Annotated in this window: 8 protein-coding genes; 6 read left to right on the top strand and 2 right to left on the bottom strand. The window is 45.8% G+C overall.

Annotated features, from left to right (window positions below; translation table 11 throughout):
• Nucleotides 1-53 precede the first annotated feature (53 nt).
• Both MHI51_RS28180 and MHI51_RS28175 read right to left on the bottom strand, forming a co-directional pair.
• Nucleotides 54-890, bottom strand: coding sequence for a flagellar motor protein MotB (locus tag MHI51_RS28180; RefSeq protein ID WP_405173412.1), 837 nt, complete (start codon nt 888-890; stop codon nt 54-56).
• Complete coding sequence (locus MHI51_RS28175) at nt 887-1669, bottom strand: flagellar motor protein (protein ID WP_076123782.1); 783 nt, start codon at nt 1667-1669, stop codon at nt 887-889. Before MHI51_RS28175 ends, MHI51_RS28180 begins: the two co-directional genes overlap by 4 nt.
• Before the next feature lie 179 nt (nt 1670-1848).
• Between MHI51_RS28175 and uvrB the strand changes: the two genes are divergently transcribed.
• The 6 genes from uvrB to MHI51_RS28145 all read left to right on the top strand — a co-directional run bounded on the left by uvrB (nt 1849) and on the right by MHI51_RS28145 (nt 14726).
• On the top strand, nt 1849-3840 hold the full coding sequence (gene uvrB, locus MHI51_RS28170) for an excinuclease ABC subunit UvrB (protein WP_036678623.1): 1992 nt from the start codon (nt 1849-1851) through the stop codon (nt 3838-3840).
• Between the two features lie 459 nt (nt 3841-4299).
• Nucleotides 4300-7173 carry an excinuclease ABC subunit UvrA gene (uvrA, locus tag MHI51_RS28165; RefSeq protein WP_076276882.1) on the top strand — a complete coding sequence of 958 codons (2874 nt, stop codon included), beginning with the start codon at nt 4300-4302 and terminating at the stop codon, nt 7171-7173.
• Nucleotides 7174-8133: 960 nt separating this feature from the next.
• Nucleotides 8134-8343: a DUF2759 family protein gene (locus MHI51_RS28160; protein ID WP_036678627.1), complete on the top strand. Its 210-nt coding sequence runs from the start codon at nt 8134-8136 to the stop codon at nt 8341-8343.
• Between the two features lie 128 nt (nt 8344-8471).
• A complete protein-coding gene (locus MHI51_RS28155) occupies nt 8472-9569 on the top strand; it encodes a S1C family serine protease (protein WP_405173411.1) in 1098 nt (365 codons plus the stop codon).
• Between the two features lie 27 nt (nt 9570-9596).
• Nucleotides 9597-11510: a stalk domain-containing protein gene (locus MHI51_RS28150; RefSeq protein ID WP_341004034.1), complete on the top strand. Its 1914-nt coding sequence runs from the start codon at nt 9597-9599 to the stop codon at nt 11508-11510.
• A gap of 693 nt (nt 11511-12203) precedes the next feature.
• A complete protein-coding gene (locus tag MHI51_RS28145) occupies nt 12204-14726 on the top strand; it encodes a U32 family peptidase (protein ID WP_076276879.1) in 2523 nt (840 codons plus the stop codon).
• Nucleotides 14727-14893 lie beyond the last annotated feature (167 nt).

Genomic DNA, 14893 nt, shown 5'->3' with positions numbered 1-14893 from the left:
ATGTGGTAATTGCCATTGCCCCTGCTGCCGAACTTAGCTCTGAGCGCAAACTTTTATTCCACCTCTTGAAGCTGTCGAAGTACAATGATCTCTACGCGTCGATTTTTCTGTTTGCCTGCTACCGTAGTATTATCTGCTGTTGGTCGGGTATCGGCATAACCTGCATATTGAAAAGTGTCCGGGTTCAGTCCTTCATTATCTAAGAAAAAGCGCAGCACAGAAAGCGCACGAGCACCCGATAGCTCCCAATTGTCGTTATAACGTGAAGCTGATGACACTGGTGTATTATCCGTATGTCCTTCAATGCTGATCGTTGCCCCGATATCTTTGAATAAGCCAGACAACTGCTGAAGAGCTGGAAGGGCTGGTGACTTCACATCTGCTTTACCCACATCAAAAAGAAAACGGTCGCTGAGCGTGATTTCTATGCCCTGCGGTTTGTCGGCTACAAATATTTGTTCACCGAGATTATTCTCCTCCACATAGTGGGTGATCACACCCATTAACTCAGCAAGCTTCGCCTCTTGTTCTCGAAATGCCAACTCCCGTGCTGAAGGTGTTTCATTCTCCGTTTGTTCATCAGAACCGTCATTTGGTTTTGCAGTTGCGTTCGCATTTCCATTCCCATCTGTACTCTCTGGTTTGTTGTCAGGAGTCTTTCCAGCATCTAAAATACCGTCCCCGCCTTCAAGAACAGTGCTGCTCGACTTGAAAGTCTCGGATAAAGAGCTGGTTACGATATTATATTTGTCAGTGTCCAGGCTGCTCATCGCATACAATATAACGAAAAATATAAGTAAAAGTGTAATTAGATCAGCGTAAGTAATCATCCAACGATCACGGCTTTCTCGATTCTCTACCCGCCGTTTGCGCCGGTCTCTTTGTCTCATATAAAACCTCTTGCTTCTGCACGGTCATCTGTGGTGGTGTCTGAAATGAAGGAGTTCAGTTTTTTACGCACCAGCAGCGGATGATCCCCGTTCTGTAGAGAAAGAATGCCTACTAGCAGCATCTCCATGCTATGCAGCTCACTTTGGCTGCGGGATTTGATTTTGGAAGCAATGGGTAAAAATATTAGATTAGCGATGGCTACTCCGTACAGTGTTGCAGTGAACGCTACTGCGATAGAGGTACCTAGATTTGATGGGTCCGTAAGGTTGCCCAGTACCCTAATGAGTCCCATAACTGTACCGATGATCCCCATCGTTGGAGCATATCCGCCAGCGGCTTCAAAAATCTTGGCGTAGCTTTCATGCTTCAATTCTTTCGCATCCATTTCCAATTCCAAAATCTGTCTTACCTGCTCAGGGTCAGTGCCATCGACGATAAGCAACAGTCCTTCGCGTGTAAAAGGATCAGGATGTAGTTCCGCTTGTTTTTCGAGCATTAAAACGCCGCCGCGGCGGGCCACTGTGGCCATTGCGATAAGCTCTTCTGCTTTCTCTTCATCACGTTCAGGATTGCGGCCAAAAGCCATGCGCAGAGCGGCGGGAATGGAGCGTAGCTTAGCTGCCGGGAAGCTGATCATTACGGCAGCAATCGTACCTCCAAATACAATCAAAGCTGCATTAAGCTGCAGCAGTCCGGAAAGGCTTCCGCCTTCCCAGAGGTAGCCGCCGATTAGCGCAGCCAGTCCGGCCACTAGGCCGATTATTGCGGTAATATCCATGCTTCAAGCTCCTAACATTTCTGTGTATTATGGTTTGCATCGATCTAAGCAACACTGTATAATGAACGGGAACACATATTCTTATCTTCCATATTTTTTACTGTCGTATGGAGAGAGAAGATTCAGACAACAATTATAATATATTAATCTAGTTTAGACGATAGAGGGGAGACGGGCAAATGAGTGATATTGTCGTCAGTACGAAGACTTTTGAATTGGAGTCCGAGTATACACCCCAGGGCGATCAGCCTCATGCCATAGATGAATTACTACAAGGCATCCGGCAGGGTAAGAAGCACCAGACGCTGCTGGGAGCGACAGGTACAGGGAAGACCTTTACTGTCGCGCAAGTTATTTCCAAATTAAATCGCCCCACGCTGGTTATTGCGCATAACAAGACACTCGCTGCCCAGCTGGCAAGTGAGTTTAAGGAGTTTTTCCCGAATAATTCGGTAGACTATTTCGTCAGCTACTACGACTATTACCAACCAGAGGCGTATATTCCCTCCTCCGATACTTATATTGAGAAAGATTCCAGTATTAACGAAGAGATTGATAAACTTCGCCACTCCGCGACAAGCTCCTTGTTCGAACGGCGTGACGTTATTATTGTAGCGAGTGTGTCTTGTATTTACGGTCTCGGTTCACCAATGGAATACGGAAGCTTGCTGTTGTCCTTGCGGGTTGGGATGGAGAAACCGCGCAATGAGATTCTGAGCAGACTGGTGGATATTCAATACCAGCGCAATGATATCAATTTTGTACGCGGAACATTCCGTGTACGTGGTGATGTGGTTGAGATCTTCCCGGCCTCTCAGGGTGAACATGCGATTCGTGTTGAATTGTTTGGGGATGAGATTGAGCGGATCACTGAAATAGATGTTTTAACGGGCGAATTGATCGGTGAACGCGATCATGTCGCCATTTTTCCGGCTTCTCACTTTGTTACCAAGGAAGAAACGATGCGTGTAGCAATAGTCAATATTGAACGGGAGCTAGAAGAGCGGTTGACCGTGCTTCGTGACGCAGGCAAGCTTCTGGAAGCGCAACGTTTGGAACAACGGACACGTTACGACATTGAAATGATGAAGGAAGTGGGTTTCTGTTCGGGGATCGAGAACTATTCCGGGCCACTAACCTTCAGGGAACCGGGAGCAACTCCATATACGTTAATGGATTATTTTCCTGATGATATGTTAATCGTCGTAGATGAATCCCATGTTACCCTTCCGCAAATTCGGGCGATGTATAACGGTGACCGGGCGCGTAAAACAGTGTTGGTAGAGCATGGTTTCCGTCTGCCTTCTGCACTGGATAACCGTCCGCTTCAGTTCGAAGAGTTCGAAGATAAAGTAAACCAGATCATTTACGTTTCCGCGACACCTGGACCTTATGAAATGGAACACTGCGAAACTATGGTGCAGCAGATTATCCGTCCGACTGGTTTATTGGATCCAATCATCGAGGTCCGTCCTACAGAAGGTCAGATTGATGATCTGATTAGCGAAATCCGTGACCGGGTCGAACGCGATGAACGTGTACTCGTTACCACTTTGACGAAGAAGATGTCGGAGGATCTGACAGACTACTTTAAGGAAATCGGGATTAAGGTTCGTTATATGCACTCTGACATCAAAACACTGGAACGGATGGCGATCTTGCGGGATCTTCGTCTCGGTACGTTCCATGTACTGGTAGGGATTAACCTCCTGAGAGAAGGTCTCGACTTACCGGAGGTATCTTTAGTTGCAATTCTCGATGCCGATAAAGAAGGGTTCCTTCGTTCCGAACGTTCACTAATTCAGACGATTGGCCGTGCGGCTCGTAACTCTGAGGGTCGTGTAATCATGTATGGTGATCGGATCACTGATTCGATGGAGAAGGCGATGAGTGAAACATCACGCCGTCGCGCCATTCAAATTGCTCATAATGAGAAACATGGCATCACCCCCACCACTATTAATAAAAAAGTGCGTGACATCATCGAGGCAACGAAGGTTGCTGAGTCTAAAGCTGATTATCTCACAGGTGTTGGTGGCAAGATGAATAAGAAAGAAAAACAAAGTCTGATCCAGCGTCTGGAAGCTGAAATGAAGGACGCTGCCAAGAACCTGCAATTTGAACGCGCGGCAGAGCTACGCGACGCATTGCTGGAGCTTCGGGCTGAGTAACAAACCATTAATGCATCACCGATATTTAAATTAGGTATTGAACGGTGCTGTCCTAGACCGTTCTTTTTGAATCAATAGAGGGTCGCGTATCCCGCGATGTTTATGACACTTATGCGTATCCGCAGGGACAGCGCCCGAAATGCACTTGGCACTTATGCGTATCCCGCAGGGACAGCACCATGCAACGTTTATGACAGTTGCATGTACCTGTCTTTAGTTAGTGCGCTAACGTCCAAGCGGTCCCGCAGGGATAAGCGCTCCGAGCGTCGTAGTCACTAAGTTACCTCCCACCATACTCCTTCTCCAGAAAATGCGGGTGTCCAGAGGGTGCAACCCTTGGGGCCCTCCCTTGGAAGGGAGGGTTTGGGAGGGATCGAAAGGCTTTGAAAGGGCTTTGAAAAGGCTTTGAGAATATCTTGAAATAAAGTTGAAATAGTTTTTTTAAAAGGAGAGGTTCCGTTGGCGAACGAAAATATTGTAATTAAAGGCGCGAGGGCGCACAATCTCAAAAACATCGATGTGACGATTCCACGTGACCGTTTCGTCGTGCTGACGGGACTTAGCGGCTCAGGTAAATCATCGCTTGCATTTGATACGATTTATGCTGAAGGACAACGGCGTTATGTTGAATCTTTGTCGGCTTATGCACGTCAGTTTTTGGGACAAATGGAGAAACCAGATGTGGATTCGATTGATGGTTTGTCCCCGGCGATATCTATAGATCAGAAGACAACAAGCCGGAACCCACGCTCCACGGTAGGTACAGTTACGGAGATTTATGACTATTTGCGGCTGCTCTTTGCACGTATTGGTCATCCCCATTGCCCAGAGCATGGCATTGAGATTACCTCCCAGACCGTTGAACAGATGGTAGACCGGATTATGCAGTATCCAGAGAAAACTCGGTTACAGATCCTGGCGCCAATCATTTCAGGACGTAAAGGTGAGCATAAAGGACTTTTCACAGATATCTCTAAGCAAGGCTTCGTACGTGTGCGTGTGGACGGCGAGCTAAGAGATCTGTCTGAGGATATTGAACTAGAAAAGAATAAAAAACATACAATAGAAGTTGTGGTAGACCGGATCGTTGTTAAAGACGATGTGGAGACCCGGCTGACGGATTCACTGGAGACGGCGCTTAAGCTTTCGGGCGGTAAAATCCTTGTTGATATCATCGGCCAGGAAGAGCTGCTTTTCAGCTCAAACTTTGCTTGTCCAATTTGTGGTTTTAGTATTGAAGAGTTGGCACCACGGATGTTCTCTTTCAACAGTCCGTTTGGAGCTTGTACAGAGTGCGATGGACTTGGCATGAAAATGGTTGTCGATCCAGACCTGCTTATTCCTGATGCTGAGAAATCCATTGAAGAAGGTGCCTTTTTAGCTTGGACTGGAAGTACTTCTAATTACTATCCGCAATTTCTGAAGTCGGTTTGTGAACACTTTAAAATTCCACAAAACGTTCCGGTAAGCAGTCTGACGCCTGATCATATGAATAAGTTACTGAATGGTACAGGCAGTGAGAAAGTCCGCTTCCGTTATGAAAATGATTTCGGTCAAAAGAAAGATGCGATGGTTGCTTTTGAAGGGATTATACCTAACCTAGAGCGGCGTTACCGTGAAACTGCTTCGGATGGTATTCGTGAATTTATCGAAGGGTTTATGAGTGCTAAGCCTTGTCATGTATGTAAAGGTAAACGTCTGAAAAAAGAAATATTAGCTGTGACCATCAACGATCATAATATTTCTGATGTTACGGACCTTTCAATAGGAGACTGCCAGCATTGGTTTGAAGAGATAAAATTGAGCGAAAAAGAAACAGCCATCGCCAATCTCATTTTAAAAGAGATCTGTAATCGGCTTGGATTCCTTGTGAATGTAGGTTTGGATTATTTGACGCTTAGCCGTGCAGCGGGTTCGCTTTCCGGTGGTGAGGCGCAGCGTATTCGGTTGGCTACTCAGATCGGTTCAAGTCTCATGGGTGTATTGTACATTCTGGATGAGCCAAGTATTGGTTTGCATCAACGGGATAATGATCGCCTGATCTCTACGCTTGCGCATATGCGTGATTTAGGCAACACGCTGATTGTTGTAGAGCATGATGAAGATACGATGATGGCAGCGGATTATATTATTGATATTGGTCCGGGCGCAGGTATTCATGGTGGACAAGTTATGGCTCAAGGGACGCCAGAAGAGATTATGAAAGATCCGAATTCATTAACGGGTGAATATTTAAGCGGACGTAAATTTATTCCGGTTACTGCTAAACGCCGTCCTACCGATGATCGCTGGGTAGAAATACGTGGTGCTAAAGAGAATAACCTGAAAAATGTGAATGTGAAGATTCCATTAGGTGTATTTACAGCGGTGACAGGTGTATCGGGTTCCGGTAAATCCTCGCTTATCAACGAGATTCTTTACAAGAGTCTGGCACGGCAGTTGAATAAGGCTGTGAAGGTGCGTCCTGGTCAGCATAAAGAAATTCGTGGACTAGAAAATCTCGATAAGGTTATTGAAATCGATCAGTCGCCAATCGGGCGGACACCGCGTTCCAATCCAGCAACCTATACAGGTGTATTCGATGACATCCGTGACCTGTTCTCCAAGACAAATGAGGCTAAGGTACGTGGTTTCCAAAAGGGACGCTTCAGCTTTAACGTAAAAGGCGGACGTTGTGAAGCTTGCCGTGGAGACGGGATCATTAAGATTGAGATGCACTTCTTGCCGGATGTGTATGTCCCTTGCGAAGTATGTAAGGGCAAACGGTATAACCGGGAAACACTAGAAGTGAAATATAAAGGCAAAAACATTTCAGATGTGTTAGAGATGACGGTAGAGGACGCAACGGAGTTCTTTGTAAATATTCCGCGTATCCATCGTAAAATGCAAACACTAATGGATGTAGGCCTTGGTTACATTAAGATTGGCCAACCAGGAACCACTTTATCCGGTGGTGAAGCACAGCGGGTAAAATTGGCTTCTGAGCTCTACCGTCGCAGCACGGGTAAAACACTTTATATTTTGGATGAGCCTACGACAGGCCTGCATGTAGATGACATTGGTCGTCTCCTTGAGGTGTTGCATCGTTTGGTGGATTCCGGAGAATCTGTTCTTGTTATTGAACATAATCTGGATGTAATCAAGACAGCGGATTATATCATCGATATGGGACCGGAAGGTGGTAGCGGCGGGGGTACTGTCCTGGCAACAGGAACACCGGAGAAGATCATTACAGTCACAGAGTCTTACACAGGTAAGTATCTGAAGCCGGTTCTGATTCGTGATACAGAGCGGACCGAAGCGCTTATACTTGAGACGGCGGAAACCCTTTAATAAATAGTAAGTAATATAACCTATGTATAATAAGGCCTCGGTATCTTACCGGGGCTTTTATTGTAGGTTGTAAGCAATAGTTTTTACTGGGGAAATATCTAACAAATAACAACGAACGGCTAACCTCGTCCTCTAGAATGGAGTCAAGGCCATTTAAGACGTTGTAGGATTATCCGGTAATTATACGAAAGACGGCTCATAGATATATGATGTGATCTTTCTAGCAAAAGTTATACGGATTCTATAGAAAAAATGGATTTAATAATAGGCAAGGTAGGCATATGTAGGACATGTTCGTAGTAAGATTCAATGAGGAGTATTCTGTTGATAGGGTTAACGGGTAATTGACTAACGTTAGGGTCAAAAGTTCCTTGAAAACCGAATAATTAATCATTCATATCACTCTATCAAATAACTGTTTATTAGATTAGGGAAAACCTCCCTGAAAATCCGAGTTTTTAGATCATAAAAGGTGAAATCCGGGAAAACCTCCCTAATTATCGGGTAGATTCATTCATATAGCCGGTTTTCTAATGATTTTTAGGGAGGAATTCCCTGATAATCACAAAATGAGCTGATAATCGATTAATTTTAGGGAATATTTCCCTAATTCATTAACACCCTAAATTTCGAGCCCAGAGTTCTAAGTTCTGAATTCCAATTCCAATTCCAATTCACTGCTCAATTTATCTCATCTCTAAAGCAGTTAACGGACTTTCTATTGTAACCTTCATGACGATAGAGTTGATTGGACTCACAGTACTTTCACTAAGCCACCCCAATTGTCAGTGATCAATCTCATCGTTATTACGGATTTTGCAGGGATAAAATATATTTTTTACGACAAATACATAATTTTTCTACAAAACCTATTGCATCGCCCAAATGGTAGCGATAACATAGAAGGTGATATGGGGATTACTGGATCTTGCTTGACAACATTTTTGAGGAGGTAAGGTTATGCTGCTTGCAGAAGTTGCCGCGCAAGGACCGTCTAAATTTCATACCTTTGATGTGTTTATGATTTTATTTACCATCTTGATTTTGGTCGGGGTTGTTCGACTATTGAAAGCTCCCCAGAAGAACAAATTTGCCATTGGTTTTGGAGCCGTTAGCTTGCTGGTTTTTGTGATCTCTGACTATGCCATGGTGATGCATTGGTTAAGTTAATGAAAGAACTAAATTGAACAGCTTTGCACCAAAAGACTCCTTTAACGCCATGGGCGCATTGAAGGCGTCTTTTTTCAAATAATATAATGTAAAATTTATCCATGAGCAAAGAGAGGGTCTGGTGAGGAATGAGGAGTATTGGGGAGAAGCTGGTGAAGAAAGGATTAGGTCTATTACTGTGCGGCGTAGTGCTGTCGGGAGTATGGAGTCAGTCGGTGTTTGCTTTTGATAGTACTAGTAAGGTGGTTAGTAAAGCAGCGGCAGAAGATCCGATACCTGGAATTATTAAAAGTATCACTCCTTCTGTTGTGGGCATTATCGGCAAAGACGAGAGTGGCGGGAATAGTGGCCCGGATGATCGGTACAATCTGACGCATGGCTCCGGCATCATTGTGAAATCGAACGGATGGATTGTAACCAATGCTCATGTAATCAAGGATCTGCAAAATGCCATAGTGGTCACTTCGGACTCCAAAACCTACAGCGTTAAAGAAACCTATCTGGATGAAGTTAGTGATCTGGCGCTGATCAAAATCAATGCCACCCATTTAAAGCCCGCCAAGTTTATTCCAGCGAATAGCAAAACAGTGGTTGGGGAGAAGGTTATTGCTATCGGAACACCGATTAGCTTTTCTCTACGAAACTCAGCGACTGTAGGCGTTATAAGTGGTCTTAACCGTGAGGTAGATGCGGCTTATCGTCTTATCCAGAGTGACACTGCGATTAATCCCGGAAACAGCGGAGGGCCGCTTGTAAATATGAAAGGTGAGGTGCTGGGAATCAACAGCCTGAAATACTCAGCGGTGGGTGTGGAAAATATGGGGTTTTCGATTCCAGCGAATACTGTGCAGTATATTATGAACCAACTTTTAAAATATGGTGAGGTACAGCATCCGAGTCTGGGGCTAGAGCTGGAGGCGAGCTGGTCTACGATTGTGGGATTGCCAACGCTGGACCCGCTGTCCGTCACTAAGGTGGTATCTTCAGAAGCGCTCAAGTCAGGGGTTGCTGAAGGGGACGTCTTGTATAGCATCGACGGGCATCGTGTGGTCTCACTAGTTGATATTAATGAATTGTTCAAAAGCTACCTGCCGGGAGCAACTGTGCGGCTGGTTATGCAAAGCGATGGGGATATCGTCGTCCGTAAACTCGTGCTCACTCAAGGTGATCCATTGTTAAGCGGAGATGATTATGAAACGGATGGGGACGAGCACGCGGAAGAGTGATTAGCAAACTGGAGAGGGGGACGGTAAATGGGCTTTAAAATTTTAAAACAAGGATTTTGTGCGATGCTGGCCTTATTACTGCTATTTTCTATATTACCCATACAAACAGCATTAGCTTCACAAGGAGATAAGCTACAGCTGAGTCTAAAAGTTGGCAGTACTTCAGCTACGGTGAATGGTAAGAAGGTGGCTATCGAGCAGCCTTATACGGAGAATGGAACGGTTATGGTCCCGCTTGGGGTTTTTAAAAAGACGTTTGGCAGCACTGTTTCCTTAGAGCAGAACGATGTTGTAAAAGTAACCTACGGTACACATTCAGGGGTGATGACGATTGGGAGTGATATCGCTTGGAAGGATGGGATCAAAGTTAAACTGGGCTCAGCGCCCCGGATGGTTTCAGACGTGCTGATGGTACCGCTACGTTTTGTAGCTGATGTGTTAGGTGCGACTCTCTCTCAAGGGAGTGGGGGTGAGCTAATGGTTACCCTAGTTCCTATAGACAACGAAGAAGATACGCCAGAGGAGGCTGGGATTGACAGCGATGTTGGTAAGACTCAAATTGGGAACAGCTATTTTCAATGGACACTGAATTATCCCTCTGGGCTGATTGCTGGAAATAGCGGTGGAGATGAAAGTGTGGCTACCTTTTCAAGTGCGGACAATCTATATTATGTGGAGATTCATGTAAGTGACCAGGCGGTTGCGGTGGATGCGGATGGGCTGCTGGAACAGCTGGTTCGGGAGGTCGAGGCAGGTGGGGAGTTGATATTGGATCGGGAGTCGTTCCCCAAAGCCGCGGTACCTTATGCTAGATTGATCAGTAAAGATTCCAGTGGAGCGCTCTGGGAAAGCAGACTGTTATATGCTGAAGGTCGACTCTACGAGATTTATTTGACGGATAACAAAGCAGTTAATTATAAGGATTTTGCTAAATATACAGGATTACTTAACTCTTTCCAGCCTTCTTTTGATACTAAAAGCAAAAAAATCCGTGATCTTTCTACGGTGAAAAGTGGATTGCGTGACGCGTACAATGAGGACTATGGGATTTCACTACAGGTTCCCGCAGATTGGAGTAAGGATGACCAGCATCTCTATTACGAGAGTAAGCAGGGAAGTCATCTGAGTGTGGCAGTTACCTCGGCACCTGCTGGTTCTACACTAGAGAGCTGGGCTGAAGATCTGAAAATCAAAACTAAAGAAAACTTTGTAGCGGATGCTTATATTCTGAAAGACAGCAACAAGTCGGAGATCTCGGGCGTATCCGCACAAATTAATGAGCTACAGCTAAATTACGGCAACGGTGTTACTACAGAATATCAAGCTCTCATACTCAAAAATGGGTATCGTTACTATTTTGAATATGTAACAGCTGCTGGGCAAGATGACGATAAGGCAAAATTCAAAGCCATCATATCCTCTATTGATATTGATTTTGCTCTGCTGAAGGAGAACTTCGGGCGGCTCGCTAGTGATGATTATAAGACGCTCAAAAATAAGACACTAACCAAAGTATCCAAAACCTACGGTTATGCCATTGATATTCCAAGTTTATGGACACCTTATCAGGATATTTTCGAGACGCAGTCGATTGAGTATCGCTTCAGCGGAGGACGTCTACAGATCAATTCAAAACCCGAGGGTTCAGTGGATTATACAGTTAATGTGCTCAAAGATGCTTATCAAAATAAAAATAATGATCCTAAAGGCTCTCGTATAGAAAGTGTAGTGGAATCTACCATTGCGGATGTCCCTGCTACGATCATAACTGTACATCAAATCAAAAATGGCATCCCTCTTCGCAGTAAGCAGGTTGTGTTTGGTAAAAATGATGTGGTCTACACGATTACCGTTACGCTGAATGATGCCAATGCCACTGCAGAACAGCAGGCTCTGTTAGACAAGACACTACAATCGTTTCGGTTTACAAACAGTAAGTAGTTAAAAAAAGTACGAAAATCGTAGCTGACACACGAATAGAGGCGTATAATTTAATCAGACGAAGAACGTCCCAGTTGCCGATTTGGCTTGGGGCGTTCTTTATTTGGATAAAGGGGAAAAGGGATTCGACCTAAGGATGTTATGAACGATTATGGCGTTAACTTTCGTACTGCTCGTAAATGGTTGCAGAGTTTAGTGGATAAGGGATACCTGCGGCCTATTATTAAAAATACATATATTTGTTACTATAAACCGATAGAAGGGTTGTCGGAAGGGTTGTTTTAGAGGTTCGGAGCCAATGTTATCCAAGTTGGGCATAATGTGAATAGCTAAAGGGTGGATTGATGTATTTGATACAACATTCTATCGTATGTCCCGTATGTCACGGATTTTCTAGTGAATTGTTGTAAATGTTGCAACTTTTTGTACCGGTTGTCGATACTAGAGTGTGAGAATGATGCTTTATGTACAACATTTAGTTGTCGAAGCGCTGAATTGGGCAATAAAGTTGCATGTTCTACAACATTCATGGAGTAAAGAGCAATAAGCAAGAAGTCAGCTTCCTGACAGCATTATGACTTTTATTCTATATAAATGTTGGTAAACGCATAGCGCTCAAGTGTGATATTTGATACAATTATCAAGTTAATCAACTAGAAATGACCCGTCAAATGGCGGTTTGGGAGGATATAAATGAAAGAGCAACAAATACGCAGAGAAGACGTGGAGCTATTGGCACCCGCAGGTGATTGGGACTGCATGCGTGCAGCGGTAGCAAACGGAGCGGATGCTATCTTTTTTGGCGTAGAGAAGTTTAATGCACGGGCCAGAGCGAACAACTTTCGCATGGACGAGCTGTCGGAAATTATGGCGTTTTTGCATAGCTATGGTGTGAAGGGCTTTTTGACCTTTAATATACTGGTTTTTGAAAATGAATTGTCTGATGCAAAAGAACTGATTGATGCGTGCGTGGATGCTGGCGTGGACGCAGTAATTGTACAAGATTTAGGTTTGGTCAAAATGATCCGCGAAATCTCACCGGATTTCCCGATTCACGGATCGACACAGATGACCATTACTTCGCCGGAAGCGGTCGAGTTTACTAAACCTTTCAGTTTGGAACGTGTGGTATTAGGTCGTGAGAACAATTTGAAACAAATTCGTACGATCGGGGAGCAAGCCCGCTTACCGATGGAAGTATTCGTACACGGTGCTTTGTGTGTTTCCTACTCAGGTCAATGTCTGACCTCTGAAATGTGGGGCGGACGTTCTGCCAACCGCGGTGAATGTGCTCAGGCTTGCCGCCTGCCGTATGATCTGATGGTGGATGGTGAGGTAAAACCTATGGGAGACGTAACTTATTTGCTTTCTCCTAAGGACCTGGCAGCAATTGATCTAATGCCTGAACTGATCGAGGCGGGTGTGACTTCTTTTAAAATCGAAGGTCGCCTCAAAAGCCCGGAATATGTAGCGAATGTAGTTAGTAAGTATCGTAAAGCGATTGATCGGTATTTTGAAGGCGATCTGTCCAAACCTTCTAAGGAGGAGGTGCGCGAGCTGCAACAAAGCTTCTCCCGCGGGTTTACACATGGTTTCCTGGATGGAACGAACAATAAGAAACTGGTAGACGGGACTTTCCCAAAAAGCCGTGGTGTATATTTGGGGACGGTTGAGCAAATTCTGCGTGACGGAGTGGTCTGCCGTATTCATGCACCGCTTAAGCGTGGGGACGGAATTGTTTTTGACGCTGGCGATCCGACGAAAAAAGAAGAAGGCGGTCGTGTCTACGACCTTCGTCGTAAAGGTGTGAAGCTGGAAGGCGAAGCCGGAGAAGGCTGGATCATCGACATCGTAGCCGGTCGTAATGATGTGGATCTTCGTCGTCTAAATGTCGGTGACCGCATTTGGAAGACAAATGACCCTGCATTAGATAAGGCGCTGCGCCAGACTTATGAAACTGAAAAGCCGTACCGGGTATTTCCGGTACATGTTAGAGTGCAAGGCTGCGTCGGCGAGAAGCTGACGACTTGGTGGACGGACGTTCAGAAGAACGTTACCGTCCGTGTGGACTCGGAGCTCGCGCTGGAAGCCGCGCAAAAGCGTCCGATGGATACCGCGCTGCTGGAAGAACAATTCGGCCGCCTGGGCGGGACCGTGTTCCAGCTTGACGCGTTGGAGTCGCATCTGCAAGGCGACGTCATCGTCCCTATGCGCGAGCTGAACAGCATCCGCCGCCAAGCGGTGGAGCTGCTTGCGGGCGAGCGCCCGAAACCGCCCGTCTATGTGAAACGGGCGATCGAGGTTTACGGCGACGCCACCCACAAGGGCGTCGCTCCGCAGCGCGCTGGTGAAGCGGAGCTCACCGCGCTGTGCCGCAGCCTGCCGCAGGTGCAGGCTGCGCTCGAGGCCGGCGTGAGAAACATCTACGCCGACTTCGAGTTTATCAAGCAGTTCCCGGCAGCGGTAGATGCGGTACGGGCTGCAGGGGCCAGCATAGCGCTGGCCACGCCGCGCATTCATATGCCGGGCGAGAACGGCTACCACGCGAATATTCTTCGCTTGCAACCGGATGCTGTGCTCGTGCGTAATACAGGCGCGTTATATTATTATCTGCGCCGCCGCCAGGAGCAGCCGGATGCTGTGCATCCACGGCTGATCGGTGATTTCTCACTGAATATCGCCAATCATAAAGCAGTGGATTTGTTCCTTGAGGCTGGCTGTGACATAGTAACGCCATCCTATGACTTGAACATTCAACAGATGGTTGATCTGCTTGAACACAGTGATACGTCCCGGATGGAGGTCGTTATCCATCAGCATTTGCCGATGTTCCATACTGAACACTGTGTGTATTGTACCTTTATGAGTGAAGGCACAGACTATACGAACTGTGGTCGTCCTTGTGAAGAGCACCGTGCTTCTTTGCAAGACCGTATTGGAATGTCACATCCAGTTCGTGTGGATGAAGGCTGCCGTAATACCGTCTATAACGCTGTTGAGCAGTCTGGTGCGGAGTATTTGAACAATTTCCGTGACCTAGGAGTATCTTCATACCGAGTGGAGTTCTTGGAAGAGACGCCAGAGCAAGTGGCTGAGGTAATCAGCCTCTACAGTCGCGCTCTGCGTGGTGAAATCTCTGGTACACAGGTATGGAAGAGCCTAAAGGCTACTAATCAACTTGGCGTAACGCGTGGGCAATTGGTAAATGCGAAGTAATAAGAGTTAAAGAAAGGGCTAAGTAACTACCAGGTAGATGCTGGTATTGCTTAGCCCTTTTATTAGATTTGATCTCGCCCTCACCTTAATTTGCATATACTAAAAAGTATATCGTGAGGGTATTCCTTCCCTCTCACTTCAATGGAATAGATATACAAATATAACAA

It is taken from the genome of Paenibacillus sp. FSL H8-0260, assembly GCF_045040625.1.
Taxonomy (GTDB): Bacteria; Bacillota; Bacilli; order Paenibacillales; family Paenibacillaceae; genus Paenibacillus_AQ; species Paenibacillus_AQ odorifer.
Note: the sequence above shows the minus strand (reverse complement) of the source record. Positions and strands in the feature narration are given on the sequence as shown.